Source organism: Vreelandella indica, from assembly GCF_037070225.1.
Lineage (GTDB): Bacteria > Pseudomonadota > Gammaproteobacteria > Pseudomonadales > Halomonadaceae > Vreelandella > Vreelandella arctica.
The window spans coordinates 130,257-156,008 of sequence record NZ_JBANSO010000003.1 but is presented as its reverse complement, the minus strand read 5'-3'; the positions used below and the strand labels follow the sequence as shown (position 1 = coordinate 156,008).

Here is a 25,752-nt window from a genome sequence, read left to right as displayed (position 1 = left end):
TTAGCGCTCCCGCTCAGAGTGGCGAATAACGTTAAGGCTGACCCACATCCGCCACACCGCTACCACCGCAATAAAGATGACACACAGCACCAGCGAAAGGCTGATAAAACTCAATGGCACATCCATAATCGCTGAGCGCCCGCTTGAACGCGACAGCACTTGGTAGCCACCCCAAATCATTACCACCATTAGGCCGGTAATAATCAGGTGCTGCAGTAAATAGAGCATGTGCGCCAAGCGCAGCGGCAAGCGCCGCACCAAAGCATCAACGGCAATGTGCTCGTAACGGGAAAACGCCGCGGCGGCCCCGATAAACACTAGCCATATAAACAGCATGCGCGCCAGCTCATCCGCCCACGGCAGTGAGTAATTAAACAGCGCGCGCCCTACCACGTTGCAAGAAACGGACACAATCAACGCCACTAAAATAGCGCCGATAAGATACTCCATACCTAAGGTAAGCCAGCGGAACAGTGCCGGGCCTTGGCGGGCATCGGTATCGATTTCCAGAAGCTTGCGGTTGGGGTCGTCTAGATACACCGAAGGATCTTCAATCGGCGTAGGAGAGTTAGGGGGTGTAGAGGAGAGTGACATAGGAACTCCAGGGGCACTAACACATCGGGCAGGCACGTTGCCTGCCCGATGGCGCGCTAAACTTAAGGTTTAGTTGCTGCTCTCTTCAACGATCTTTTGGATGTCGGCGATCAGGTCTTCACCAATGCGCGGCGCCCACTCTGCATATACAGGCTGAACGGCATCTTGGAAAGCGGCTAACTGCTCGTCGTCCAGGCGGGTAATTTCCATACCACGCTCTGCCAATTGATCACGTGACCAGTCATCGTACTCAGCTGACAGCTGAATTTCATAGTCGGCTGACTGACGCGCTGCTTCCAGTACCAGTTCCTGATATTCGGGTGCCATGCGCTCCCAAGTACGCTCAGAAAGCATCATGATAAAGGGAGTATAGACGTGGCGTGTTTCGGTGCCATAATCCTGAACTTCATTAAAATTCGAGGTAAGGATGGTGCTCCAAGGGTTTTCCTGGCCATCTACCACGCCCTGCTCCATCGCAGAGAAAAGCTCACCAAAAGCCATCGGCGTTGGATTAGCGCCTAAGGCTTCCCAAATTGCCAGATGCACCGGGTTTTCCATGGTACGAACGCTTAAACCGCGCACATCAAGACCTGCTACGTCGTCAGGACTTGCTACCGGGCGAGCACTGTTAGAGAGCTGGCGATAGCCATTCTCAGAAAACGCGAGTGCTTTCAGGCCGGTGCCATCAAAGGCGTCCAGCATGCCTTGGGCCACATCGCTCTGCATGACGGCAACCGCGGCTTCACGGCTAGGCAGCAGGAACGGCAGGTCAAAAGCAGAAAGCTGTTCAACGTAGCCAGTAGTGGCGGAGCTAGAGGGGTAAGTCATATCCAGCGTACCGGTTTGCAGCATTTCCAACATCTGAACGTCGTCACCTAACTGGCTGTTAGGGAAAACGTTAACCTTAATGCGACCGTCGGTACGCTGCTCCAAAATCTCACCAAAATATTGGCTAGACAAGAACTGTGGCGAGCTTTCCGCAAGGCCGATGCCCATACGTAGTGTGTGCGAACCATGATCGCCGACTACCTCGCCCTCGATCTCAGGCGGATCAGAGAGTTCTGGGCTCTGAGCATGCGCCATACCAAACGTCAGTGTAGTCGCACCGACCAGGGTTAGCGTGCTGCGCCAAATAGTTGTCATCGCGTGATCTCCAAATATTCGTTGTTGTTAACGGTGAATGGGTATGAATTGAGTTGTTACTGGCTAATTTAATGAGCGCCAAATTGTTACCGGTAACATTAATGATGCGAAGGCTAGCTAGCTGCCAAGTGCGTGTCAAAACAAAACTGCCAACTTACGACCAACGTCTAGGGATAGCCACTCACCGCTTCGCGCGCTACATTACCCTACATATTTCGGATCGGACCCCATACTTGTGCAACCATCTTGTAGCGACTTAGAACTCGATCATCAGCTCTGCTTTGCGCTCTACTCAACTTCATTGATGATGACCAAGGTATATAAGCCACTGCTCAAAGAGTTAGGACTTACCTACCCGCAGTATCTTGCCATGCTGGTCTTGTGGCAAAACGATGGTATTACAGTAGGTTCGATGAGTAAGCGGCTTCTAACCGATCCTGGTTCGCTTACGCCGCTGCTCAAGCGCCTTGAAGCCGACCAGCTCTTGAACCGCAAGCGCAGTCACCAAGACGAACGCGTGGTGGAACTTTACCTTACCGATAAAGGCAAAGCGCTGCGTGAACAGGCCTACCACATCCCCAGCTGTGTAGTGCATGCCAGCGATCAGTCAATCGAAGCGTTGACCACATTAAAAGAAGATCTGGTGCGATTGCGCGATAGCTTGCAGAAAAATCAGTAGCCCTTCGTTCTCTCACAAAGGATCTGGACTCTTTTTCATTATTTATCTTGCGCGCAAAATAAAGCTGCGCTAAATTAAATCCGCAAGCCCATTCCGCAAAACCAATAATTAATAGAACCATGATGAACGTGTTAACAGGAGATTCAGAATGACGACCACTATCGAGAAAGTTGTTTATCGCGCCCATGCTACCGCTACGGGTGGCCGTGAAGGTCATGCCAAATCATCCGACGGCGCATTGGGCGTAAAACTCAGCACGCCGAAAGAGTTGGGCGGCGCTGGCGGTGACGGCACCAACCCCGAGCAGCTCTTCGCAGCTGGCTACTCGGCCTGTTTTTTAGGTGCGCTAAAGCACGTGGCGAGCCAGGAAAAAGTAAAGCTGCCCCAAGAAACCAAAATTGATGGGCATGTGGGTATCGGTGCAATCCCAACCGGCTTTGGCATTGAAGTCGAGCTAAAAATCAGCCTCCCAGGCCTGGAGCAGGACGTCGCTCAGCAGTTGGTCGATAAAGCGCATATCGTATGCCCCTACTCAAACGCCACCCGTGGCAATATTAACGTCACTCTGACGGTGGTCTAAGCGGCGTTACTTCGTTTAATTCATCATGTTAGTGCCCACGCCACCGCTCTCTGCACATGAAGAGCGGTGGTGTCATAAAGCGGCACTGCGGTATCTTGCTGGCTGACGAGCATAGCGATTTCAGTACAGCCTAGAATCACCGCCTGAGCGCCTTGCGCATAAAGTGAATCGATAATGGCTAGATAGCGTTGACGGGAGACATCTTCTATACGGCCTTGGCAGAGCTCATCAAAGATCACCTGATGAATAGTGTCACGCTCAGATTGCTCCGGCACCACGACCTTGATGCCGAACTGCTCTTCTAATCGGCCAATATAAAAGTCCTGCTCCATGGTAAATCGGGTGCCTAATAGGCCCACCCGATTAATCCCGTCGGCTTGTAGCTGTAAAGCAGTGGCATCGGCAATATGCAGCAGAGGAATGGTAATCGCCTGTTCAATCGCGGGCGCCACTTTATGCATGGTATTCGTGGCAATCAATAAACAGTCAGCACCTGCGCGTTCGACGCCTTGAGCAGCGTTGGCGAGTAGCTCGCCTGCCGCGTCCCAATCGCCCCGCTGCTGCATGGCTTCTATCTCTGCAAAATCGACACTGACCATCACGATCTTGGCCGAATGAAAGCCGCCTAGCGCCGCTTTAACGCCTTCATTTAAGGCCCGGTAGTAGCTTTGACTCGACTCCCAACTCATGCCGCCCAGTACGCCAATGACTCGCATCCATAACCTCCCAGAGAACTTGGACTACTTTATTAACAGGCTAATCACCAGCCGACCCTTGTAGCGGCTTTTCATCACCCCCATAACCTTAGAATAGTCGCGCAGAGAAGAGGTTCATCCCTGTACCCAGCAGTTACCGATAACCGGTTAATAGCGAGGAAATAATGAGCGATAACACTTATACCCCACCGAGCGTTTGGAAATGGGAACCTGGCAATGGCGGTAAATTTGCCAATATCAATCGCCCCATTGCGGGCCCCACCCATGACAAAGCACTGCCGGTAGGTAAACACCCTCTGCAACTTTACTCCTTAGCCACCCCCAACGGTGTCAAAGTCACCGTGATGCTTGAAGAGCTGTTAGAAAAAGGTGTGACTGGTGCTGAGTACGACGCTTATCTGATTCAAATTGGCGAAGGCGACCAGTTCAGCAGTGGTTTTGTCGAGGTGAATCCCAACTCTAAAATCCCTGCGCTGATGGATCACTCGACCACTCCGCCCCAGCGGGTGTTTGAGTCTGGTGCCATCCTGCTTTATCTGGCTGAAAAATTTGACGCTTTCCTACCCAAAAACCCAGCGAAGCGCACCGAATGTCTCTCCTGGCTATTTTGGCAAATGGGTAGCGCGCCGATGCTAGGCGGCGGCTTTGGTCATTTCTATGCCTACGCACCTGAAAAGTATCAGTACCCAATTGACCGCTACACCATGGAAGTGAAGCGCCAGCTGGATGTGCTGGATCGCCACTTGGCGGAAAACCGTTTTATGGCAGGCGATGAGTACACCATTGCCGATATGGCGATTCACCCCTGGTACGGCGCGCTGGTAAAAAACCGCGTTTACGAAGCGGCGGAGTTTTTGGAAGCACACACTTACAAAAACGTTCTACGCTGGACCGAAGAGATCGATGAGCGCCCCGCCGTTAAACGTGGCCGCATGGTCAACCGCACCTGGGGCGAACCTCACGAGCAGTTGCATGAGCGCCATGACGCCAGCGATTTCGAGCTTCGCACTCAAGACAAACTTGACGACCAATAACTAACCGCTAAACACACAGCAACTAAAAGGGCCTACGCGTGTTGGCTCAGCGTAGGCCCTTTTTAACGACTGTCTATCGGCTAAACCACTCTTGCTGCCAGACTTAGAACTGATAACGCACGTTAGCCGTCACATTTCGGCGTGCGCCGTAACCGCAGTCTCCCCCCTCATAACGGCACCAGGAAATAGTTTCATCGTCGGTGAGGTTTTTAACATCCACTGAGAAATCCCACTCATCAATCGTATAGCCCACCATAGCGTCATAGAGGGTGCTTGAGGGCACCACGGGCGAACCACCAAAGCCAACATTATCGCCAACGTAACGTACCCCGGCCCCAACACGCCAATGGTTACCTACATAGAGCCGGTTCCACCAAGAGGCCTGCTCTTCCGCTACCGCCGACAGGCGCTCGCCGGTACTGTCGTCAGTGGCATTCATATTGGTGTAAGCCAACTGCGTTTCAAAGTTCTGCCAGCGCTTGTTAACTTGAAGCTCCCAACCGTCTACCACCGCGCCTGTTTGCTCAACACCACCTGGCGTTACGCCATCACTAACGCGGTTCTGCTGAGTGATATCAAAATAAGCGGCGCTGATCGCTAATGACTGATCGGGAGAGAGGTATTTTATCCCCGCTTCCTGCTGATCGCCCGTGGTGGGATCCAGCGCGTTGGCCTCAGCCGTCCCGTCGGTTCCCAGGTTCATGGTGAAGGCTTCGGAGTAGCTGACATAAGGCGATAGGCCGTTATCAAAGCGGTACATCAGGCCTAAACGCCCAGTCGTGGCTTCTTGGTCACTCACGGTATCGGGTCCTGACAGTGCAAGAGTGCGGTTTTCTGCCCAGTCGTGACGTAATCCTGCAGATACTACCACCCGACCCAGCTCGATATGATCGGCCAGGTAAACACCTACCTGTTCAATTTCATTATCTGGCCGGTCAGTAGGGTCCAATGCATCCAGTTGTAAATTGCCGTACTGCGGATTATAGATATCGATAGTGCCGCCCAACCCCGCCCCTGAGAAGTAGTTGTCCTGCTCCCAGCGTGCATCCTGGCGATCCATCCCGACTGCCAACGTATGCTTTGTCGCCCCTAGCTCAAACTCACCTTCCATTCGTGCATCCAGGTTCAGAATCTGGGTAGCTGCGTCAGCGGTAAAAATAGTACGTGACACTTCACCGTTGGCATCTGGCACGCTGGGAATATCCACCCAGTGCTCGCGCGTTTCGGTACTGGAGTCGGTATAGCGGGCAGTGGCCGAAAAGGCCCAGTTGTTAGTTAACTGGTGGTCAAAAAACAGCGTGGTTTCGGTTTTTTCGCGATCGTAACGATCCCAGCCCGGCTCTCCCACAAATCGCTCAGAGCCAATAAAGCCCTGGGAACCGGGTTCCAGCGTACCCGCCTGCGGTAAGAACTGCGCTGACACTTGGCCGGTGTTTTCCTGGCGGTTAATTAACAGCGTCATACTGGTGTCGTCACTTGGCCGCCAGGTAAACGACGGCGCCAGCAGGTAGCCATCATCCTCCACATGATCTACCTGGGTATCGCTATCACGCTGCAATGCCACCAAACGATATAAGAACTTGTCTTCTTCATCCGCGGAGCCCGTCACATCTACCGCCAGCTGTTTGCGGTCGTGTGAGCCAACCTGTGCCCATACCTCGCCATTGCTTTCTTCCTCAGGCAGCTTGGAAACACCGTTGATAACGCCCCCTAAATCGGCTTGCCCGTATAGCATTGAAGACGGGCCGCGTAGAACTTCTACACTTTCCAACGCATACACATTGCTGCGGACACTGTTGTACGAACCGTAAATTTGGCGCAAGCCATCCAGGTAGCGGCCAGCGTTCAACCCGCGCACTGTGGCGCTGTCGATACGGGTATCAAAGCCATAGTTACCCGCGTTGACACCGGGCGTATAGAGCAGTGCCTCTTGAATATTTTGCGCCCCGCTGTCCTGAATGAACTCTTCATCCACCACCGACATGGAGAAGGGCTGCTCACTTATTGGCACGTTCATTTTGCCAACCGTTGGCACTTCTTCCATTTCGATATAGCCAAATTGGCCAGCAGATTCTGCGGTTACTGCGACCGTGTCCAGCTCAACGGCCGATGAGTTTAGTTCTTCTTGGGCGAGCGCATAAGTCGACGCACCGCACAAAGAGGCGAGCGCGATGGCGCTGGCTAGCTTGCGCAAACGAAAGTGTGGAGTGTACATAATGATCCCGGAGCAAATTATAATGCTGTTATTAACACGAATACTAATGATAGTGATTTTTATTCGTGTTAATATAAGGATCTCATCACGGTGTGTCAACTAACCGCTTCCCCCGCGGGCTTACTAAGACTTATGAGGGCCACGAACGCCCTCTAAACTTGATTGGCCGCTCTCTGCCTGGTTTTTGACAATACTTAACGAGCCATCTGTTTCTAGCACGACGGCTTCTACTGCGGATACATCACTAAGGCCACTGCTACGAATGGCAGAAAGTACCTCGTCTTGCGTTACCCGCGCTTTTCGCAATGACGTTAAAAGAAATTCACCTTGGTAAAGCAGCATCAGCGGCTCGCCAGTCACTAATCGGCGTACCCAGCGAAACCGCACACTGGTCCAGGTGATTATAAATTGAAGTGAAATTAGTAGCGCTAAGGCAACCGCTCCATCCGCCAAAGCCACATCTTTAGATAGCAGCACGGTTGCCAGCGTGGAACCCAGCGCTACCGTAACAATTAAGTCGAAGGCATTCATTTTTGAAAGCGTACGGTTGCCCGATAGGCGCAGGAAGAGGATTAGCGTTGCATACGCCAATAGTCCGATAATCAAAATACGAAACAAACTGCTCCAGCCATTAAAAAATACCAGTTCCATATGCGTGTTCTCCTTAGGCATCAAGCGATATGCAAATAGCTGCACACCTCTGCCCAGGCTAGCACTCCTGAGCTAGTTGTATACGCAAGGAAAATATTTAGTGCTGGCTCTCCCACCACTTGGCGTAGGAACTGTTATGGGGCGCAAGGCCGCCTTCATCGGGGGCATCATCATCCCACCACACTGGGCCACGCTCCCCAAGCGCTTCTTTAGCAGCTTGAACCGCGTCACGGGCTTGGCGAAGCGCATCGTCATCTTCTTGCTGTTGGGCCGTTCTAACGGCCCGGCGGGCTTTCATCAACTCTTTGATATAGTTGCGCTTTTGGTCTTCACCTAAGCGCGGATCAGTACAGCGCCAGAGTCGATTTTTGGCAATAAAATAGCGCCCATCGGGGGTGTGGGGGTATTGCTTGGCCATGAATACTCTCCTCCCGAAAGACGCTCAAACCTTTAAGCAGTTTAGAAGCGCTTGGACAGCGTTAGAGCTCCAAACTTATCCTGATCTTCTTGCCCATCAAATTCGCGTGAGCGCTGCACAGCAGCGTAAGTGACCTGCCAATCTTCCCAGGCCAACGCCAGCCCTGCGGAAATGTCGCCCACCCACTCTTTGCGGTCAACCGAGTGGCTATTTCTGAAACTGTTGCCATCCAGCGTCAGATTTTGCGCCATGTAATAGCCATCTACGCTCGCAAACAGATACCACTGCCAGCCATCATTTCCAGTCATATGGTGGCGACTACCGGGGTTTGGCGTCAATGTGGGAATACCCGAGGCTTCGTCGCCCCAGCGCACGCTATATCCAGCGCTGGCGTAGGTGTAAAGGTTACCTAAGGCAGCCCCGACGCTAGGCCCATGAGCAAATTGCTTACCAATAAACGGGGAGCTATGCCACCACTGGCGGCGCATAGCGACGTTCACAATGGCTTCATCGCCAAGCTGATTATTCCAGCCGTTAGGACGATCACTATCGGTGATGCGGTGTACTTCTCGTTGGATACTATCGGCAAGCGAGGACGGCCCCACCAAGCCAATATCCAGATGCAGATCGGTTGCTTGGCGCCAATTACCCATTGGCACATCTTCATAAAGCGAAATCCCACCATAAACGAGACCAGCATAGGGGCGATCATCTTCAATCAAACGACGCTCTTCGATGTTATCCGGCGTATAGATCTGATGCACCAATCGATAAGCGGCCATATCAGCGCTGCCGATCAAGCTATCGGGGAGTGCTGTCGCTAAGCGCTGCATCCAACTTTCATCACTAGGCTCAAAGGTCCAGTTAAGCTCAAAGCCGCTGGTAAAATGGCCATCATCACTGCTGGCCATACCATCATTTTCATGCTTAACCGAGAGCACACTACCTTCTGCTTGGGCCAGCGTGGGCAGCAAACTAATGGCTGCGACTAGCGGGAGCAGTTTCCATCGTAAAACGGAATTTAGTTTCATTGCTCGTTCCTTGAGATTGACCTTGAGGCTGCTTTTTTAGACTGCTAGTGAAAGCAGTAACAAACATTGTTGATTGTATGTAATTGTGCAAAAAGATAGCAAGCATACTTTTAAAAAATAAAGGATGACCCATTGGCCATCCCTTTATCTGTCTATCGCTTAAACCTCTGAATAAAAGAATAGACGAACGTCTGATGATTTCTAGCGCTCGCGCAACAACCATTGCGGCGTTATCTCGTGTTGACCGTTTTCGTCGGTAATAAACAACGAGCCTTCGCTGATCATAACGGCCCAATTAATCGCCCGTGGTAGATCCTTAGCAATGGTCGCTAGGGCTTCTTGTGGCAACCCCGCTACATGCACATTTTTCAGCGACGCCACACTGGGCAGCACCTTACTCTCCCACTGGTCTACCCGACCGTAGGCGAGTAACGACACGCGCTCCGCCCGCCGTGAGCACCACGTAATGCGCTCGGCGTCTGGCAACCCCACTTCAATCCAGTGCAGCAAGCGCCCGTCTAAGCTTTTTTCCCACAGCGCTGGCTCATCGACATCAGAGAGCCCTCGCCCAAAGGCCAACGATTCGCTGTACCACAGTACATAGGCAAGTAAGCGCGCGGTCATGCGTTCTTCGGTTTCTGACGGATGACGCGCCACGGTAAAGCGCAGCGTTTCATAAACACCGCGATCCAGATCGGTGAGGTTAATATCAACTTTGTAGGGCGTTGCGCTAAGAGCCATGAACGTGTCCAAACGAAAATTTGCGCCAGTGTACCCGATGCCGGTTATCCCTGGTGAGTTGCCACAAGGTTAAGACGTGCGGTAATCAACTTCCAGCGTGCCATTCTTTAGCGTTTCAGCTTCGTGCATAGGCTCGCGCCACGTTTCTTCCAGCGCGGCTTGATACCAGGCCTGCATGGCAGGCAGCGCTAACAGGCGTTCGACATAGGCCTGGGATTTCTCACTCACCGGCAGCTTGAATGTCTGTACGCGAAACGCCACAGGGGCATAAAACGCGTCTACCGCGGAGAAGTGCTCACCCGCTAAAAACGGCCCGCCAAAGCGCTCAATTCCCTGTTGCCACAACGCATCTAAGCGGTTCACATCGGCCTTGAGATTGGCCGATAAGCCATTCAATGCCACCCGCACACCGCAGTTCATTGAACACTCGTCACGCAGGGCGCCAAAGCCGCTGTGCATTTCAGCCGTGGCAGAGCGCGCCCAGGCGCGGGCGGTTTTATCACTCGGCCAGACGTTAGCGTGTTGCTCGGCTAAATATTCAACAATCGCCAGCGAATCCCACACCGCCAGATCACTCTCCCTATCCACTAAACAAGGCACTAAGCCCGATGGCGAAAAGCGGGTGTAAACGTCATGGCTAGCGCCAAAGCCGCCTTCAAAAGGCATGAGATGTTCGTTGAACGGAATCTCCATTACTTTCATCAACACCCAGGGGCGCAGCGACCAAGAGGAATAGTTCTTGTTAGCGATATAGAGATCAAACATACAGCGCTCCTTGTATGTGAAATTTGAAGTAGCCGATCAATCTTTAACGTGCCGCCTGAGCGAGGGTATTGCCCCCTAATCCCATTAATACGCCACCGCCAATGCGCTGGATGAGCCGAGAGGAGCCGTGGGATTTTTGTAGCCATTGGCGTAGAGGACTCGCAAGTAGCACCACCATGACATCCGCAGATGAAAACAGCACATTGGTGGCGATACCTAGCCAGAGCAGTTGCCATGCTACCGGCATCGCGCTCTCGGGCTGCACAAACTGGGGCAGAAACGCGACAAAGAAAAGCGCGGTTTTAGGGTTGAGCATCTCCACCAGAAAGCTGTCGCGAAGCACACGTTTCGTGGTTGCCAGCGGCATCTCTTCGCCGTGGGTGCGAATGCCCTGCTGCCATAGCCGCAGTCCCATCCAGAGCAGGTAGAGCCCACCGATTATTTTCATGGCGATGTAGGCAGGGGGAATCGCCGCAAACAGCAGCGCTAATCCTAGCGCGGCGGCCACCACATGCACATAACACCCCATATGCACACCGATGACCGCTAACCACCCTGCCCGTCGGCCGCGCCCCAACGTTTGCGCTGCGGTATATAGCATTGCAGGCCCAGGTAAATAAGCGAAACCAAGCGCGGCGAGAATAAATGCGGCCCATTGCATAGTGGCGGCTCTCTTGAAAGGAACAGTTAGCTTTCGAGAATAAAACGGGGGTGGCGCAAGCGCCACCCCCTAAATAAGTAAAACTGTAATTAATCAAACCTTAGAAGTTCGGTTTGCGCTTCTCGACAAATGCCGCCATGCCTTCTTTCTGCTCGTCACCGGCAAAGCAGAAGGCGAACAGGCTGGTTTCCAGCGCTAGTGCGCTATCAAGGTCTTGATCCATGCCGTCGTGAACTGCCTGCTTGGCGCCGCGCACTGACTGTGGGCCGTTGCCTTTGAGTTGCTTGGTGAGTTCTTCAACGTAGCTCTCCAGCTCCGCTTGCGGCATCACACGGTTCACTAAGCCGATACGCAGCGCTTCTTGGGCATCGATTTTGCGCCCGGTAGTGACCAGGTCAATCGCCATGGCAGGGCCAACACGGCGTGGCAGACGCTGGGTGCCGCCAAAGCCGGGGATGACGCCCAGGAGCACTTCCGGCTGGCCGAATACCGCGTTATCGCTGGCTACGGCCCAGTCGCAGGCCAGTGCCAGTTCGCAGCCGCCGCCAAGGCAAAACCCGTTCACCAACGCGACCACCGGCACGGGGAGTGTCTCTAGGCGTTTAATGGTACGCAGCGCTTGGCTGGCAAAGGCCCGCGCTTCTTCAGGTGTTTTTTCACGCATTTCAGTGATATCTGCACCCGCCACAAAGGACTTCTCGCCCGCACCGGTAATTAGCACGGCACGTAGGTTCGGGTGGGCTTCAAGCTCAACCAAATGTGCTTCCAGCGCGGCAAGCACTTCGCTGTTAAGGGCATTCAGCGCTTTAGGACGATTGATGGTCAGTCGCACCATCCCATCGTTATCAACCTTCTCAATCACTGCTTCGCTCATGGCGTGCTCCTTATTTGTTATATCGCAGATAGAGGGATACCACTCAACCCTAGCGAACGCTTGGTTGAGTGGCAATGACTTCTTTTAGCGTTCTTGCTCAGCTGTCGCAAGAAACGTAAAACTAGTCGTAGTGATAAAAGCCGCGTCCGGTTTTCCGGCCGAGGTAGCCCGCTGCGACCATGCGCTTAAGCAGCGGGCAGGGGCGATATTTGGGGTCGCCAAAGCCCTCCTGGAGCACTTCCATAATCGCCAGACAAACATCCAAACCAATCAAATCCGCCAGGGCCAAAGGCCCCATGGGGTGGGCGGCACCCAGCTTCATGGCTTCATCAATCGCTTCGGGGGTCGCAGTGCCCTCTTGAACAATAAACGCCGCTTCGTTGATCATCGGCACTAGCAGACGGTTCACCGCAAAACCAGGTGCGTCGCCCACCGGCACGGCGGTTTTACCCAGCGCCTTGGTCAGTTGTTCAATATGTTCAACGGTGGCATCCGAGGTCTGTTCGGCACGGATGACTTCTACCAACTTGAGCACCGGCACCGGATTAAAGAAGTGCATACCGACCACACGTTCCGGGTGCTCGCATACCGCCGCTAAGCGAGTTAGCGAGAGTGACGAGGTGTTGGAGGCCAAAATGGTGTCGCTGCTTAAGCGGCTTAAATCGCGAAACAGCTTCTCTTTCAGCTCAGGCTGTTCAGGGGCGGCTTCAATAATCACGCCACAGTCACTCAACGCATCAAGCGTGGTGGTGGTAGAAAGGCGCGCTAACGCAGCGCTTTTATCCGCTTCACTGATTTTTTCTTTAGCGACTAGCTTACTCAACCCTTTATCAATATTCGCCTGGGCACGGCTAAGCTGTTCATCGGCCACATCGTAAAGGCGAACGTCAAAGCCACTGGCGGCCACCACTTGGGCAATCCCCTGCCCCATGGTGCCTGCTCCTACCACGCCGATTAGTTTATTACTCATGTGTCTATGTCCTTGCTAGCTTGACTGGTTACGCGCTTCTTCGCGCAGTACGAATTTTTGGATCTTGCCCGTTGAGGTTTTCGGCAGTTCGCTGAAGATGACCGTTTTAGGTACTTTGTAGCCCGCCAAGTGTTCACGACAGTGGGCGATAATATCGGCCTCAGTGACTTCACCATAGCCGACTTTAAGCTTCACAAACGCACAGGGCGTTTCACCCCATTTCTCATCGGGTTTGGCTACGACCGCCGCTTCCTCAACGGCAGGGTGGCCGTAAATAGCGTCTTCCACCTCGATGGTGGAGATATTTTCACCACCGGAAATAATAATGTCTTTGGAGCGGTCTTTGATCTCGATATAACCATCCGGATGCCACACTGCCAAGTCGCCGGTGTGATACCAGCCACCTTCTAACGCCTGTTCGGTGGCCTCTGCGTTCTTTAAGTACCCTTTCATGACGTTGTTGCCGCGCATCAGTATTTCACCGATGGTTTGGCCGTCTTTGGGTACCGGCTCCAGGGTAAGTGGGTCGGCCACACACAATGCTTCGAGCATATGGTAGCGCACGCCTTGGCGAGCTTTGATTTTGGCCCGCGCTTCCAGCGGTAACTCATCCCACGACTCACGCCAGGCACACACAGTCACCGGCCCGTACACTTCGGTTAAGCCATACACGTGGGTTACCTCTATGCCCAACTTTTCAACCCCCGCAATCACCGAGGCAGGTGGCGCTGCACCGGCAGTGGTCACTTTCACCGGGTGATCGAATTCGCGTTTATCTTCAGCAGGTAAATTCACCAAGCCGTTAAGAATGATCGGCGCTCCACTGAAGTGAGTGACCTTCTCATCAGCAATCAGCTGCATAATCTTTTTAGGATCGACCCGGCGCAGGCAGACATTTACCCCAGCGTTGGCGGCAATCGTCCAGGGGAAGCACCAGCCGTTGCAGTGGAACATCGGCAAGGTCCACAGATAGATCGGATGGTGGGGCATCGCCCACTCCATAATATTACTCACTGCGTTCAAATAAGCGCCGCGATGGTGGTAGACCACACCTTTGGGCTTGCCGGTAGTGCCCGAGGTGTAGTTAAGCGAGATCGCGTCCCACTCATCGGCAGGCAGTTGGTAGGCAAAGTCAGCGTCGCCCTCGTTGAGCAGCGCTTCATACTCAATCTCGCCAATGCCTTGGGTTTCGCCCAAAAACTCTATGTCAGCCACATCAATAATTAGCGGTTTGTGTTCAAGCTTGGCGACGGCCTCCTGAATGACCCCAGCGAACTCCGGGTCGACCAAAATAGCTTTTGCTTCTCCGTGTTCCAGCATATAGCTGATGGCTTCGGCATCCAGGCGAATGTTTAAGGTGTTAAGTACGCACCCGGCCAAAGGCACACCAAAATGCGCCTCAAACATAGCGGGGATATTGGGCAGCATCGCCGCCACGGTTTGGCCCGGCTGAATACCACGCTGCTGAAGCGCGGAAGCAAGCTGGCGGCAGCGCGCCCACGTTTCACCCCAGGTGCGACGTGTGCTGCCATGCACCATGGCGGGATAATCAGGATAAATCGACGCCGAGCGCTCAATAAATGTTAGCGGCGAAAGGGGCACGTGGTTTGCAACGGATTTGGGCAAGCCTTGCTCGAAGATATTAGCCATCATAAAGCACCTAATTATGTTGAAAATCGAATGAGTGTGAGAAGAGAAGGTTAATGCCACGGCTTAGCACCGCTGGCTTCACTGCTACTCGCTGTCTGGTGTTTTTTGCGATGGCCTAGGCTCACGCCCGAATAAATTTTGTTTCTGCACCAAGAAGTACAGCACTACACCCGCAGTGAGTCCCCAACCTGCGCCATATACGGCCAATACAACAGCCATGGTGCCTGCTACGCCACGCTCCGCCGTCGTTTTGGTCTGTTCAATTCCCACCATAAGACAAATATAGCCTGTGAGAAGCAGCGTGAGGGAAAGCGCAATAGGCAGTACGGGCTGAAACATGCTTACTAAAGGCAAGGTAAAAAGGGCAATAAAACCCGTAATCCAGAAAGTGCCTCCACCGCTATAAATAGACTCCATCGCATTTCTGCCATTTTTATAGCGTTCGGCCATTGTTGCAGTAACCGCCGTCCAAATGGGGCCCGCTAAACCTGGGTAAGGTGCAAAAAAAGCATGCATACCGTTACGAATAGCAGTGACGTGGTGCATGCGATCCGTGCTGTAATCAATTTTTTCATCTGTTCGAATATCATCGACCCGAGACATTAATGTGCGACCTACGACAATATCGCCAAAGGCAATGACGTAAGAGATCACCGCTGTAGGTACTGCCAGTAAGAATATATCTAAGCCAGGAAAACCTACTGAGAAAGGCAAGTAACTCCACATCTCGACAAAGTTCGGCTGGGTAATCCCCCACTCGATATTAGGTCGCGGATACTCACCGACAGCCCACGCAATTAAAATCGCTACAATCATGCCTGGTACCATGCCGTAATTAGCTATTTTGCGTATTACCGCGTGGTCTACGGCCAATCGTTTAAATGACAGCGAAAAAAGCATAAATATGGCAATCAGCATGCCAGCTATCAGAGAGATCGGGGTCTCGGCAAGGCGTCCACCTTCCTGTATCTCGCCGGTAATGGCAGCAATACCAGCGCCAATAATGATCCCCGCTTGCAGTGAATTAGGCACTAAATGAACCAACTTACTGCCAAGCCCAGTAACTCCTAAAATAAAGAAAATTAAAAAGACCAGGAACTGGAGAGCAAAAAGCGCCTGGATGGCTTCTGGGCCGGGCTCAAAATTTCCTAGGAAAACCAGCACGACCGGCACCGCAGGCGTAATCCATCCTGGCACCATGGGAACGCCCAATAACGCCGGGAGCATAAAGCCAATGCCGCATACCACCACAAAAGCCAAGGCTACGTCATAAGGCAAACCCAGGTACTGCTCAAGCAAAGGGATCATTGCAAGGCTGACCACAAACATGATCAGGCCTTGAATCATTTCAGCCATTTCCCAACGATAGTGGACAAATGGGAGACGGATTTTAAATGGACCCGCTGGCCAGTAAGGCTGCTCTTCGCCATGTTCACGTTGCTTTAATTGCATAAATTGCTCCTTTGACCTAATACGCTATAGCGTTTTCTCTAACCATGAATTTAATGGCTATGCTTCATAGGTAATTTTTAAAACGCTTGTTTTATTACTTGCTAATGGACACCGCCGGCCTTTGAGAGGTCGGCGGAGCAAGCCAAGCGAGATTAGGAAGATGTTAAGTGCTATGAGGGAGTAAGCTGAAACTCGCTTAAACACTGCATGCCCGCTTCAATGACAGCACGCTGGGCACGGCCTACGGGTAGCCATTGGGTAATGGCAAATTCGGCGCTGCGCATTTTGGCAGTATAGAATGGATCGTCGCTGCCGTTTTGAAGTGCCGCCTGGGCGCTAAGTGCTGCTTGCCCCATCTGCCAGGCGCATAGGACATGCCCTGCCAAGTTAAGAAATGGTGTGGCATAAGCCTGCACTGCATCCGCGCCTTTTTCAGGGTCAGAACCTTGTTCCAGCACAATGGACTGGACGGCTTTTAGATCTTCCAAGCCAGCGGCTAAACCACTGCCCAATGCTGTCAGGGCAGGATCGGCATTGAGCTGTTCAACAGTGGTGGCAACATCTTGCAGGAGCGCGGAGAGCGCTTCACCGTTGTCGCGCTGGAGCTTACGGCCCGCTAAATCAAGCGCCTGAATACCGTTAGTGCCTTCGTAAATAGGCGCAATGCGTGCATCACGCAGCAGCTGGGCGGCGCCGGTCTCTTCGACGTAGCCCATCCCGCCATGCACCTGAATACCCATGGAGGCGATATCCACCGCTTGATCGGTTGAAAAGCTTTTAATGACCGGAATAAGGATATCAGCGCGGGCCTGAGCGGCAATGCGGGCATCGTCACTCTCCGCATGGCGGGCAGTATCCAGCTCGGCAGCGCAATAGAGCGCCAAAGCACGCAGCGCATCGGTACGTGAGCGCATTGAAAGCAGCATACGGCGGACGTCTAAATGATCGCTAATGCTGCACTCTGCGCCGCCGCGAGTTTTGGGTGCGCGCCCCTGACGACGCTCCAATGCATAGGCAAACGCATGCTGGCAGGCACGCTCAGCCACGCCAATGCCCTGAATACCGACTTTGTGGCGTGCCTCGTTCATCATGGTGAACATGTGGTTAAGGCCACGCCCCTCTTCACCCACTAAGTAGCCAATCGCGCCACCGTTTTCGCCAAAACTCAACGTGCAGGTAGGTGAACCATGAATGCCGAGCTTGTGCTCAATCGAAGCGCAGATCACATCGTTGCGCTCGCCCAGCGAGCCGTCGTCATTCACCAGGAACTTAGGTACTAAAAACAGAGAAATGCCTTTATTGCCTTCCGGCGCATCGGGCTTTCGGGCGAGCACAAGATGGATGATGTTTTCGGCGGCGTCATGCTCGCCCCAGGTGATATAAATTTTCTGGCCGCTGATGCGATAGTGGTCGTTTTCAGGCACGGCGCGGGTGCGCACTTGGGAGAGATCCGACCCTGCTTGGGATTCGGTAAGGTTCATGGTGCCCGTCCAGGTGCCTTCCACCAACTTGGGCAAGTAGGTCGCTTTGAGCGTTTCGCTACCGTGATGGGCCAGCGCTTCGATGGCACCGGCGGTCAGCATGGGGCAGAGACCCAGCGCCATATTAGCACCGTGAAGCATCTCTTGAACGGCACTGGCCACGACCTCTGGCAGATTCTGACCACCCAGCGCCTCGGAGACGCCAATGCCGTTCCAGCCACCCTCCACATAAGCTTGGTAAGCTGACGCGAAGCCTTCTGGGGTGGTTACGCTGCCGTCAGCATGACGCTTAGCGCCCTGACGATCACCAGTCGCATTGAGCGGCCCCCATACATCACCCGCAAGTTTTGCGGCCTCTTCAAGCACCGCCTCAACCAAGTCGGGTGTGGCCTCTTCGAAGCCCGGCAGGCTAAGCGAGCGATGTGCTAATAGCTCTTCGAGCACAAAGCGCAGATCGCGTACCGGCGCAGCGTAAACATTCATGGCAAAACCTCAGTGCTAAGGAATAATAATCAAAATAGTGAAAATATTACCCGCGATAGTAGATTCACTACTTTTGTTACACCATTAGCCCATGGTCTCACCTATGCCATTATTGCCTTACGTTTACCTGCTCCACATCATCGTAGTAAGCGATATGGCTTTCATCTTCTGCAGGAGGTCCGACCACCGGCTCTGCGGCATCCACATCCCATACGGCATCGGATAAGTCTTCCAGATGCTCGTGTTCCAGCGCACCTTGCAGCAGCTCTTCAGTAACGACCAGCTCAGCACCCGCAGCAGACATTGGGGTTGTGGGCGTAAACGGAGCAACCGGCATTGGCGCTGGACGCACGCTGCGGCGCCAGGAGAAGAATAGTAAGAAGAATAGACTCAGCGACCCAAAAGCCCAGAACAAACCTGCATCGCCCATCGCCGTCATCACTGGCGAAATCATCAGCGGGCTGATCGTGGCGCCAATCGAGTTGATTAATAGTAAGCCTTGGCTCATGCGCACCAGTGCGCCCGCGGGTGCGCGGTCGGCAGCGTGGCTAACGGCCACCGGGTAAAGTGCAAACACTCCCCCACCCAGCAAGAACAACAGTAACGCTAGCAGCGGCGTAGAAAGGGGTAGCCAGAGCATTGCCGCGGAGATCAGTACACAAAAACCACTGATCCCTATCAACACCATCTGACGATCGTGGCGGTCCGACCAGCGGCCAATCGGATACTGCAGCAACATGGCGCCCATAATCAATACCGCCATCATCTGCCCCACTTGGTTCACGCTCATACCATTGCGCTGCAGATAGAGCGGCAGCAGGGTATATGCCGCCGCTACTACCATGCCTGAGCCTAAACTGCCCATCACGCCCGTGGGGGTTAGCGTAATCAAACGATGGGGAGGAAGTGGCTCAGCGTGCTCCATAATCGGCGATACGCGAGGGATCATTGCCATGGGCAGCACAGAGAGCGACGCCAGCAGGCCAATCACCATAAAGGGAGCCGTCACGCCCATGGCGTTAGTCACGCCCAGCAGCAGTTGCCCCAATACACCGGCGGCATATAGCGAAATCATATACAGCGCCAGCAGGCGACCACGGACTTTTTGATCGCCCGCCGTGAGTAGCCAACTTTCGATAACCAGATACACCCCCACCGTGGCCCAGCCACCGATAAGGCGCAGCACAAACCAGGCCCAGGGGTCGAAGAACAAGCCTTGCAGCAGTACCGTGACGGCGACTAGCGAGGCAAAGCTGCCATAAGCGCGAATGTGGCCGATGCGCAGCAGTAGGCGGTCATTCACCATTGCGCCCAATGCCAAGCCGATAAAGTAGGCCGACGAGACAATACCGATCACCGTGGCCGATTCACCGGCGGCATCGAGGCGCACGGTAATTAAGGTGGCAAGAAAACCATTGCCTATCCCGAGAATGAAGAGCCCTAAAAGGGGCGCCAGCGCCATGGCTAGGAGTTGCCGCGACATGAAAACCTCGTCTTGACTATAAGTGGTGAAACAGGGGCGAAAAACAGGGATGAAACACGTTGGTTAACGCATTCAATATTCCGTTATCTCACCTGGCACACCGGGTCAGGCAGGGATAGCGGCGCGCAATTATTGCCCCAAAGGGGGCAAAGTCAATGCTTTTCTAAGGTTACAATTATTCACCTTAGCGTTTTATGTAGAATAACCGTGTCTGGCCCAGGAAATTCCACTACTAAACTATTCTTTTGTGCCCACCAACGAAAGGTCTCTTCACTAAAAAAGCTGATATGGGTGGGGTCGCTAATATAGTGCCAACGGGTAAAGGCGTCAGAAGAAGAGACGCGCTTGGTCATCAAGCCAAGGTAGCCCCCAGGGGCAAGCTGAGCGACTAACCGTGCAAGCACTTGGCCAGGTTGTGACAAATGCTCGACGACTTCGGTGGCGGTGATAAAATCAAACGCTTGGTTAAGAACTGAAGTGTCAGAGGCATAGAAAGGGTCGTAAATAACCATCGGATGGCCCTGCTCTGCGAACATCACCGACAGCGTGGGCCCTGGCCCAGAACCAAAATCGAGCCCGCGGGCGTCAGGTTCAAGTTTGGCCAGCAGCGGGGTAAATAAACGCCCTAAAAAGCGCCGGTATCCCGTATCATGCGGCGAGTTTTGATGCTTGTCGTATTCGGCCTTTTCAGCGGCAGCGCTCAAATGCTGCTCAAGGGGGACAAATACCAGCTTGCACGTGGCACACTGGTAGTAGTCACGACGCCGATCCCGGTGGTAAAGCGCAGTGGTGGTTTCCGCGCATAGTGGACAGCGGCGCATCATCGTATTCTCTGGCTTATCGTTATGTATTAAGGAAAGTGGCATGCTATCAGGTCTGGATCATCTTGTAGTTACCGTGACCGACATGGGTCGCGCCGTCGATTTTTACTCACGTGTTTTAGGCTTAGATGTACGCTACCGCGATGCTCAACGGGTTGATTTAATGCTCGGTGATACCGCGTTGCGTCTGCATCAAACCGACACCGACATTGCCCCCATCTCAGCAACCCCAACGCCGGGCAGCCTGGATTTATGCCTGCGTTGCCAACTGCCGTTGGATGAGTTTAAGCAACACTTAGACGCCTTGGCTATTGATGTAGAGTTGGGTCCTGTTGCTCGCCAAGGCGCCAATGGCCCCATTGAGTCGATCTACCTGCGCGACCCGGACGGCAATCTACTCGAGATTTGCCGCCCCGCTGCGCGTTAGTGCCCAGTTTTCGTTAGTGATAAGGCGAATAGCGCACGCTATCATAGTGCGCCGGGGCAACCTCTGCTGAGGGTGCTTTGCATCCCTACTTCAGCATTGCCTGCTCAGCACTTATAGTGATTTACCGAAAGGAAATGTTATGCAAGATAACGCCAATGAGGCGCCTCTAGAAGGCAACGTTGTCAGCGAAGAGCGCCCCCAACAGCCCGACACCACAATGGCAATGGTGAACTATGCGCTCTATCTGGCCAGTTTCTTCCTCGGTTTTACGTCGCTTATCGGTGTGATCATCGCCTACGTCTATAAAGGCAAAGGCCCTGAATGGCTAGATGAACACTACCGTTATCAGATTCGCACGTTCTGGATAGGGCTAGTCTACGGCATTGTCTTTTCGGTCTTGACGCTCATCTTGATCGGCTTCCCGTTGCTGCTGGCACTCGCCGTCTGGCTAATTATCCGCTGCGTTAAAGGCTTCAAAGGGCTGCAAGAGAAACGCGCCCCTTCCAACGTAGATACCTGGTTGTTTTAGATATGACGCAACAAACGGGTGATACCCAACGTCGTTTTTCAAAGGCCAGTGCGATTAGCTGGCTATGGCGCCAGCTATCACGCTGGCCGCTGAAGCGGCTATGGCGAATGGCATCGGTGCTAGGCCCCGTGGTTTACCGTTTCAATAAGCGTGAGCGAGAGGTAACCGAGCGCAACCTGACGGTCATTTATCCCACTCTCTCTAACGCTGAGCGTCAAACTCTTGCCCGGCAGAGTTTACGGCACTCAACCGCTACCATGCTGGAATTAGGCCATGCCTGGATGGCGGAGCCCAATAGAGTAGAAAACAGCATTTTAGCGGTACAAGGCCGCGACAAACTCGATAACGCCCGCAACGAAGGCCGCGGCGTCATTGTGCTCGCCCCGCACTTCGGCAACTGGGAAGTGCTTAACTTCTGGCTATCGAGCCACTTCCCGTTTACCGCCATGTACGAGCCCCCAAAAATCAGCGCCCTTGACCCAGTGATTCGCCATGGTCGCGAGCGCATGGGGGCGAGCCTAGTGCCCACCAACCCCCGCGGCGTTGCAGCACTGCTCAAAGCGCTTAAGCGCAGCGAGGCGATTGGCATACTGCCCGACCAGGAGCCCGACTGGGGCAGTGGCGTTTTCGCGCCTTTCTTTGGTCGCGATGCCTACACCGCCACGTTGCTACCCAAACTAGTAGCCCGCACCCAGGCACGTGTGATCACCGGGGTCGCGCTACGGGTACCCGGCAGCGGGTTTGAGATTTATTTTCTCGATGCCGATGAGCGTGTTTACAGCCCCGATGACCAAACGTCTGCCACCGGAGTGAATGCCAGCGTGGAAGCCGCAATAAGCTTGGAACCTGCGCAGTATCAGTGGGAGTACAAGCGATACCGTAAAGTGGTCCAAGAGCAGCAAAAGCTAGCTAACTACCGCGACTACCGGATTTATTAACCAGAGCTTACTGATGACCCAAAACGTTCTATCTCGGGATGAGATACGCCCGCCGCAGATTATTTATGCGCTATTCCTGGCGGGTATTGTCACTGCCAATATCACCCTGCTGATTGGCGTGGTGATCGCCTATGTCTACCGCAAAGACGCCGCACCGTGGCTACAGCCGCACTACCGTTACCTAATCCGCACGTTCTGGATCGGCACCCTGTATGCCTGCATCGCCTTTTTGCTCAGCATTGTCATGATCGGCACTCTGCTCTGGCCGCTGCTCGCGGTATGGTTGGGCGTGCGCTGCGTGCTCGGTTGGATCGATGTACGTAAGGGCCGCCCTCCCGCACGCCCTGCTAGCTGGCTTTGGTAAGCTACCCTCACTCGTTGTTGTCTCGGGCGTAAACATCATCCAAGCGCTCGATATCATCTTCGCCCAGGTAGCTCCCTGACTGCACTTCAATCAGCTCAAGGGGGATTTTGCCGGTGTTTTCCAGCCGATGTAGCGCACCGATGGGAATATAGGTCGACTGATTTTCGCTGACCAGAAAACTGCGCTCTTCAAGCGTTACCTGCGCTGTGCCTCTCACCACAACCCAGTGCTCAGCGCGGTGATGATGGCGCTGCAGCGAGAGCCGCCCGCCGGGCTTCACGGTAATGTGTTTGACCTGATAGCGCTCGCCGCTGTCCATCGCCTGAAAGCTGCCCCAAGGTCGCTGCACCTGGGGCGCCGAACAGGGCTCGCTGCGCCCTGCCTGGGAAAGCGATGCCACCAAGTGCTTCACGGCTTGTGCCTGATCACGGTGGGCCACCAGTACGCTATCCGAAGTCTCCACTACGATGAGATTCTGCACGCCCAGCGTCGTCACAAGGCGGTGTTCGGCAAATACCAACGAATCCTGCGTATCGGTTAGCCATGTATCGCCTTTGGTGGCGTTGCCCGCCGCGTCAGGCGTAACGGTTGCCCATAGCGCATCAAAACTACCGATATCGCTCCACGCAGCGGCCAAGGGCACCACGGCGGCATGCTCACAGCGCTCCATCACCGCGTAGTCGATGGAGTCAGCCGGGCAACGGCCAAATGCTGCTTCGCCCAGGCGCAGAAAATCCAAGTCGCGGTGTGCGCTATTAACCGCTTCCTGGCAGGCTTCCAGCATGGTCGGCTGTAGCCGCTTTAATTGATCCAGATAGCTTGAGGCGCGCAGCAGAAACATACCGCTGTTCCATAAGTAATCACCGCTTTTGACCAGTTCAGCGGCACGCTGGGCATTGGGTTTTTCAATAAAGGCCGCAAGATGATGGCCGCCTTCCAGCGGCTCGCCGCAGGCAATATAGCCATAGCCGGTTTCAGGCTGTGTCGGGACTACTCCAAAGGTAACGAGATAACCCGCTTCGGCTAACGGCTGGGCAAGTGACACGCTATGTTGGAAAGCTTCTACATCGCCAATCACATGGTCAGCGGGCAGTACCAGCAGCAGTGGGTCATCGCCTGAGTGGCGTGCTAGCAGCGCCGCACAGGCAATCGCTGGCGCAGTATTACGGCCTTCAGGTTCGAGCACCACGGTGGCGGCTTGATTCATTTCGCGCAGCTGTTCGGCCATTAAAAAGCGGTGGCTATGGTGGCCCATCAGCATCGGCGCTGCATCGGTTAACCCGGCTAAGCGGCTTAGGGTTTGCTGCAGTAAGCTTTGAGACGAGGTTAAGCGCAAAAATTGTTTGGGCATCTGCTCTCGGGAAAGCGGCCACAGCCGTGTGCCGCTGCCACCGCTTAAAATTACCGGTTGGATCATTGCTGCGTCCTTGTGGTCGTCCTTGTATCCGGGCGAGTGTTTGCATTATTTGCTAACTCACCAAAATCATCCTGCAGCCAGTGGCGCAGTTGGCTCATCCTGGGCGCGTTACTTGCCTGCTCCAGCGCGGGTAGCGTGCCGGGAATAAAGCCACGCTCTATAAACGGCGCCAATAGCGCCGGGTTCCCGCTAACAATATGCACCGGTACCGCTGCGCTGGCATCGTCGCCGGTAATCAATGGCGCGGCCTGATGATCACCCAGCACTATCATCAAGGTATGGTCATCCACCACACGTTCGGCCCAGCGTCCGGCCACTTTTACAGAGTAGTCCACCGACCAGGCATAGTGGTCGCGAATACGTTCAATGTCCTGCCACAGTACTTCTGGCGGGTCGCCAGCGTTCTCCCAGGGCGCAAAAATGCTGCCATCCCCAATCAAAGACCACTCTTCAATCACCGGCAGAATAGGCGTCCAGGGGGCATGGCTAGAGATTAATGCCAGTTGGGCAAACACCGGCGACTCACCCAGCAAATGGCGCTGAGTATAGTCGAGGGTGAACTGATCGGGCATGGTCACCCAGTTGAGCGCAGGCCCGGCATAGTCGATACCCTTTGCCGCGGCAATTTGATCGAAGCCGTAGGCCTCCCCTTCCGGCCACGCCAGGGTAATAGCGGGCATGACTGCCAAGGTCCGCTGGCCGGTAGCGCTGAAATCATCAATCAAGGTGGAGTGGCCGCTGTCTAGCATCAATTGATACCAAAGCTGGTTATCAATCCAACGCCCGCTGAGCGCCGTTGCGTGGGCAAGCCAGGATTGCCCGCCACGAATCGGCGATGCCAACAACCCGGAGACAACATGAAGCTCGCGCTCCTCTAGCCGCTGCTGCATATCGGCAAGGGTCGGCAGCAGAACGTCCGCATAACGGGGATTATCCAGCGCAGAGACGCCATAAGACTCAATAAAGGTGAGCAGCACATTGTGTCCTTTGAGCCCAGGTAACCGCTGACTCTCCAGCGGCGCTGCCTCCAATTGCGCGGTAAAGGCCAAGCGCGCGGCGTGAGTATCGGCCATTTGCTGCCATTGAAACCGTGTGCTGTTGACCATCGGCAAACGGGCGCTATCCACCAGCCGCACACCGTTAAGTTCAAGTGCGGTACCGATGGTGGCAATGACTAATAGCGTCAACGCAGCGACACCGGGCAGCCGTTTAATCGAGTAAGTGACGGGAGGAAGTAGTAGTCTCACTAAGCCTAGGGCGATACCAAGCAGCACGGCAGCCCCTGCCAGCATTGCGCAAACCGCCAAAAACTGACCTACATTACCTACTAATAAGTGATAAATGGAGCGCAGCAAAGGTACGTCAAGATAGAGGTTGAGTGGCCGGGCAAACGCCATGTGAGTAGCGGCAGTGCCTAAATTCACAGCCGTCGCCAACATGATCCAACTGACAAACCCAACACCGGCGAAACGACGCGCCTGACCGACGGGGAGCACCAGCATAAGGGGCGCAATGATAAACGCCTCCCAAGCGATCAAATGGGCACCGATCTCTCCAAACCGCCACCATAGAGGCGCAACGAGCAGGACATTCAGCAGTAAGGACGTTAATAATATTCGAATCATCGCATTCTCA

General features: G+C 54.0%; 26 protein-coding genes. 7 read left to right on the top strand and 19 right to left on the bottom strand.

The features are described 5' to 3' along the window. Nucleotides 1-594 carry a TRAP transporter small permease gene (locus tag V8L71_RS03315; protein ID WP_176303774.1) on the bottom strand — a complete coding sequence of 198 codons (594 nt, stop codon included), beginning with the start codon at nt 592-594 and terminating at the stop codon, nt 1-3. A 69-nt stretch (nt 595-663) separates the two neighbouring features. Then, on the bottom strand, nt 664-1,737 hold the full coding sequence (locus V8L71_RS03310; RefSeq protein WP_335596526.1) for a TRAP transporter substrate-binding protein: 1,074 nt from the start codon (nt 1,735-1,737) through the stop codon (nt 664-666). A gap of 235 nt (nt 1,738-1,972) precedes the next feature. Between V8L71_RS03310 and V8L71_RS03305 the strand changes: the two genes are divergently transcribed. Both V8L71_RS03305 and V8L71_RS03300 read left to right on the top strand, forming a co-directional pair. Beyond that, a complete protein-coding gene (locus V8L71_RS03305) occupies nt 1,973-2,416 on the top strand; it encodes a MarR family winged helix-turn-helix transcriptional regulator (protein ID WP_336273200.1) in 444 nt (147 codons plus the stop codon). 148 nt (nt 2,417-2,564) lie between these two features. Beyond that, a complete protein-coding gene (locus V8L71_RS03300) occupies nt 2,565-2,996 on the top strand; it encodes an organic hydroperoxide resistance protein (protein WP_336273199.1) in 432 nt (143 codons plus the stop codon). 23 nt (nt 2,997-3,019) lie between these two features. Here the strand turns inward: V8L71_RS03300 and V8L71_RS03295 are convergent, their stop codons facing one another. Beyond that, entirely contained in the window at nt 3,020-3,712 is a 693-nt protein-coding gene (locus V8L71_RS03295; protein ID WP_101145996.1) for an aspartate/glutamate racemase family protein, read from the bottom strand. A gap of 164 nt (nt 3,713-3,876) precedes the next feature. On the opposite strand from V8L71_RS03295, the gene yghU reads away from it, so the two are divergent. Further along, nucleotides 3,877-4,746: a glutathione-dependent disulfide-bond oxidoreductase gene (yghU, locus tag V8L71_RS03290; RefSeq protein WP_336273198.1), complete on the top strand. Its 870-nt coding sequence runs from the start codon at nt 3,877-3,879 to the stop codon at nt 4,744-4,746. A gap of 103 nt (nt 4,747-4,849) precedes the next feature. On the opposite strand, the gene V8L71_RS03285 is transcribed toward yghU, so the two are convergent. From V8L71_RS03285 to V8L71_RS03220, 14 genes are all read right to left on the bottom strand, one after another. Then, nucleotides 4,850-6,961: a TonB-dependent siderophore receptor gene (locus V8L71_RS03285; RefSeq protein WP_336273197.1), complete on the bottom strand. Its 2,112-nt coding sequence runs from the start codon at nt 6,959-6,961 to the stop codon at nt 4,850-4,852. Between the two features lie 123 nt (nt 6,962-7,084). Beyond that, nucleotides 7,085-7,612 carry a DUF421 domain-containing protein gene (locus V8L71_RS03280; RefSeq protein WP_336273196.1) on the bottom strand — a complete coding sequence of 176 codons (528 nt, stop codon included), beginning with the start codon at nt 7,610-7,612 and terminating at the stop codon, nt 7,085-7,087. Between the two features lie 97 nt (nt 7,613-7,709). Next, a complete protein-coding gene (locus tag V8L71_RS03275) occupies nt 7,710-8,030 on the bottom strand; it encodes a hypothetical protein (protein WP_336273195.1) in 321 nt (106 codons plus the stop codon). A gap of 41 nt (nt 8,031-8,071) precedes the next feature. Further along, complete coding sequence (locus V8L71_RS03270; protein WP_336273193.1) at nt 8,072-9,061, bottom strand: lipid A deacylase LpxR family protein; 990 nt, start codon at nt 9,059-9,061, stop codon at nt 8,072-8,074. A 201-nt stretch (nt 9,062-9,262) separates the two neighbouring features. Next, nucleotides 9,263-9,802 carry a YaeQ family protein gene (locus V8L71_RS03265; protein ID WP_336273192.1) on the bottom strand — a complete coding sequence of 180 codons (540 nt, stop codon included), beginning with the start codon at nt 9,800-9,802 and terminating at the stop codon, nt 9,263-9,265. Between the two features lie 69 nt (nt 9,803-9,871). Next, nucleotides 9,872-10,567, bottom strand: coding sequence for a glutathione S-transferase family protein (locus V8L71_RS03260; protein ID WP_101145981.1), 696 nt, complete (start codon nt 10,565-10,567; stop codon nt 9,872-9,874). 43 nt (nt 10,568-10,610) lie between these two features. Continuing rightward, nucleotides 10,611-11,228: a LysE family translocator gene (locus tag V8L71_RS03255; protein ID WP_101145979.1), complete on the bottom strand. Its 618-nt coding sequence runs from the start codon at nt 11,226-11,228 to the stop codon at nt 10,611-10,613. A 100-nt stretch (nt 11,229-11,328) separates the two neighbouring features. Continuing rightward, nucleotides 11,329-12,102 carry an enoyl-CoA hydratase-related protein gene (locus V8L71_RS03250; protein ID WP_035559484.1) on the bottom strand — a complete coding sequence of 258 codons (774 nt, stop codon included), beginning with the start codon at nt 12,100-12,102 and terminating at the stop codon, nt 11,329-11,331. 121 nt (nt 12,103-12,223) lie between these two features. Next, entirely contained in the window at nt 12,224-13,072 is an 849-nt protein-coding gene (locus tag V8L71_RS03245; protein ID WP_336273191.1) for a 3-hydroxybutyryl-CoA dehydrogenase, read from the bottom strand. A gap of 15 nt (nt 13,073-13,087) precedes the next feature. Then, on the bottom strand, nt 13,088-14,725 hold the full coding sequence (locus V8L71_RS03240; RefSeq protein ID WP_336273190.1) for an acyl-CoA synthetase: 1,638 nt from the start codon (nt 14,723-14,725) through the stop codon (nt 13,088-13,090). An 81-nt stretch (nt 14,726-14,806) separates the two neighbouring features. Continuing rightward, nucleotides 14,807-16,174, bottom strand: a complete 1,368-nt coding sequence (locus V8L71_RS03235; RefSeq protein WP_336273189.1) for a solute carrier family 23 protein — start codon at nt 16,172-16,174, stop codon at nt 14,807-14,809. Between the two features lie 170 nt (nt 16,175-16,344). Next, a complete protein-coding gene (locus V8L71_RS03230; RefSeq protein WP_336273188.1) occupies nt 16,345-18,138 on the bottom strand; it encodes an acyl-CoA dehydrogenase in 1,794 nt (597 codons plus the stop codon). A gap of 109 nt (nt 18,139-18,247) precedes the next feature. After that, complete coding sequence (locus V8L71_RS03225; RefSeq protein ID WP_336273187.1) at nt 18,248-19,621, bottom strand: MFS transporter; 1,374 nt, start codon at nt 19,619-19,621, stop codon at nt 18,248-18,250. A gap of 179 nt (nt 19,622-19,800) precedes the next feature. Further along, a complete protein-coding gene (locus V8L71_RS03220; RefSeq protein ID WP_336273186.1) occupies nt 19,801-20,445 on the bottom strand; it encodes a class I SAM-dependent methyltransferase in 645 nt (214 codons plus the stop codon). A 40-nt stretch (nt 20,446-20,485) separates the two neighbouring features. Between V8L71_RS03220 and V8L71_RS03215 the strand changes: the two genes are divergently transcribed. The 4 genes from V8L71_RS03215 to V8L71_RS03200 all read left to right on the top strand — a co-directional run bounded on the left by V8L71_RS03215 (nt 20,486) and on the right by V8L71_RS03200 (nt 22,700). Further along, nucleotides 20,486-20,869: a VOC family protein gene (locus V8L71_RS03215; protein ID WP_008958233.1), complete on the top strand. Its 384-nt coding sequence runs from the start codon at nt 20,486-20,488 to the stop codon at nt 20,867-20,869. 139 nt (nt 20,870-21,008) lie between these two features. Continuing rightward, entirely contained in the window at nt 21,009-21,398 is a 390-nt protein-coding gene (locus V8L71_RS03210; protein WP_335596544.1) for a DUF4870 family protein, read from the top strand. Between the two features lie 2 nt (nt 21,399-21,400). Beyond that, nucleotides 21,401-22,336 carry a lysophospholipid acyltransferase family protein gene (locus V8L71_RS03205; RefSeq protein ID WP_336273185.1) on the top strand — a complete coding sequence of 312 codons (936 nt, stop codon included), beginning with the start codon at nt 21,401-21,403 and terminating at the stop codon, nt 22,334-22,336. Between the two features lie 13 nt (nt 22,337-22,349). Next, on the top strand, nt 22,350-22,700 hold the full coding sequence (locus V8L71_RS03200) for a DUF4870 family protein (protein WP_101145964.1): 351 nt from the start codon (nt 22,350-22,352) through the stop codon (nt 22,698-22,700). Between the two features lie 7 nt (nt 22,701-22,707). On the opposite strand, the gene V8L71_RS03195 is transcribed toward V8L71_RS03200, so the two are convergent. Together V8L71_RS03195 and V8L71_RS03190 are read right to left on the bottom strand one after the other, a co-directional pair. Continuing rightward, nucleotides 22,708-24,117, bottom strand: coding sequence for a mannose-1-phosphate guanylyltransferase/mannose-6-phosphate isomerase (locus tag V8L71_RS03195; protein ID WP_336273184.1), 1,410 nt, complete (start codon nt 24,115-24,117; stop codon nt 22,708-22,710). Further along, entirely contained in the window at nt 24,114-25,742 is a 1,629-nt protein-coding gene (locus tag V8L71_RS03190; protein WP_336273183.1) for an alkaline phosphatase family protein, read from the bottom strand. The genes V8L71_RS03195 and V8L71_RS03190 overlap by 4 nt, the downstream gene beginning before the upstream one ends. Nucleotides 25,743-25,752 lie beyond the last annotated feature (10 nt).

Bases quoted from the DNA above. Each gene is read 5' to 3' on its own strand.
- V8L71_RS03260 (WP_101145981.1), bottom strand. From the start codon at position 10,567: ATGTTTGATCTCTATATCGCTAACAAGAACTATTCCTCTTGGTCGCTG.
- yghU (WP_336273198.1), top strand. From the start codon at position 3,877: ATGAGCGATAACACTTATACCCCACCGAGCGTTTGGAAATGGGAACCT.
- V8L71_RS03275 (WP_336273195.1), bottom strand. From the start codon at position 8,030: ATGGCCAAGCAATACCCCCACACCCCCGATGGGCGCTATTTTATTGCC.
- V8L71_RS03315 (WP_176303774.1), bottom strand. From the start codon at position 594: ATGTCACTCTCCTCTACACCCCCTAACTCTCCTACGCCGATTGAAGAT.
- V8L71_RS03295 (WP_101145996.1), bottom strand. From the start codon at position 3,712: ATGCGAGTCATTGGCGTACTGGGCGGCATGAGTTGGGAGTCGAGTCAA.
- V8L71_RS03190 (WP_336273183.1), bottom strand. From the start codon at position 25,742: ATGATTCGAATATTATTAACGTCCTTACTGCTGAATGTCCTGCTCGTT.
- V8L71_RS03200 (WP_101145964.1), top strand. From the start codon at position 22,350: ATGACCCAAAACGTTCTATCTCGGGATGAGATACGCCCGCCGCAGATT.
- V8L71_RS03205 (WP_336273185.1), top strand. From the start codon at position 21,401: ATGACGCAACAAACGGGTGATACCCAACGTCGTTTTTCAAAGGCCAGT.
- V8L71_RS03300 (WP_336273199.1), top strand. From the start codon at position 2,565: ATGACGACCACTATCGAGAAAGTTGTTTATCGCGCCCATGCTACCGCT.
- V8L71_RS03225 (WP_336273187.1), bottom strand. From the start codon at position 19,621: ATGTCGCGGCAACTCCTAGCCATGGCGCTGGCGCCCCTTTTAGGGCTC.
- V8L71_RS03250 (WP_035559484.1), bottom strand. From the start codon at position 12,102: ATGAGCGAAGCAGTGATTGAGAAGGTTGATAACGATGGGATGGTGCGA.
- V8L71_RS03255 (WP_101145979.1), bottom strand. From the start codon at position 11,228: ATGCAATGGGCCGCATTTATTCTCGCCGCGCTTGGTTTCGCTTATTTA.
- V8L71_RS03265 (WP_336273192.1), bottom strand. From the start codon at position 9,802: ATGGCTCTTAGCGCAACGCCCTACAAAGTTGATATTAACCTCACCGAT.
- V8L71_RS03195 (WP_336273184.1), bottom strand. From the start codon at position 24,117: ATGATCCAACCGGTAATTTTAAGCGGTGGCAGCGGCACACGGCTGTGG.
- V8L71_RS03285 (WP_336273197.1), bottom strand. From the start codon at position 6,961: ATGTACACTCCACACTTTCGTTTGCGCAAGCTAGCCAGCGCCATCGCG.
- V8L71_RS03270 (WP_336273193.1), bottom strand. From the start codon at position 9,061: ATGAAACTAAATTCCGTTTTACGATGGAAACTGCTCCCGCTAGTCGCA.
- V8L71_RS03210 (WP_335596544.1), top strand. From the start codon at position 21,009: ATGCAAGATAACGCCAATGAGGCGCCTCTAGAAGGCAACGTTGTCAGC.
- V8L71_RS03220 (WP_336273186.1), bottom strand. From the start codon at position 20,445: ATGATGCGCCGCTGTCCACTATGCGCGGAAACCACCACTGCGCTTTAC.
- V8L71_RS03215 (WP_008958233.1), top strand. From the start codon at position 20,486: ATGCTATCAGGTCTGGATCATCTTGTAGTTACCGTGACCGACATGGGT.
- V8L71_RS03245 (WP_336273191.1), bottom strand. From the start codon at position 13,072: ATGAGTAATAAACTAATCGGCGTGGTAGGAGCAGGCACCATGGGGCAG.
- V8L71_RS03310 (WP_335596526.1), bottom strand. From the start codon at position 1,737: ATGACAACTATTTGGCGCAGCACGCTAACCCTGGTCGGTGCGACTACA.
- V8L71_RS03235 (WP_336273189.1), bottom strand. From the start codon at position 16,174: ATGCAATTAAAGCAACGTGAACATGGCGAAGAGCAGCCTTACTGGCCA.
- V8L71_RS03240 (WP_336273190.1), bottom strand. From the start codon at position 14,725: ATGATGGCTAATATCTTCGAGCAAGGCTTGCCCAAATCCGTTGCAAAC.
- V8L71_RS03230 (WP_336273188.1), bottom strand. From the start codon at position 18,138: ATGAATGTTTACGCTGCGCCGGTACGCGATCTGCGCTTTGTGCTCGAA.
- V8L71_RS03280 (WP_336273196.1), bottom strand. From the start codon at position 7,612: ATGGAACTGGTATTTTTTAATGGCTGGAGCAGTTTGTTTCGTATTTTG.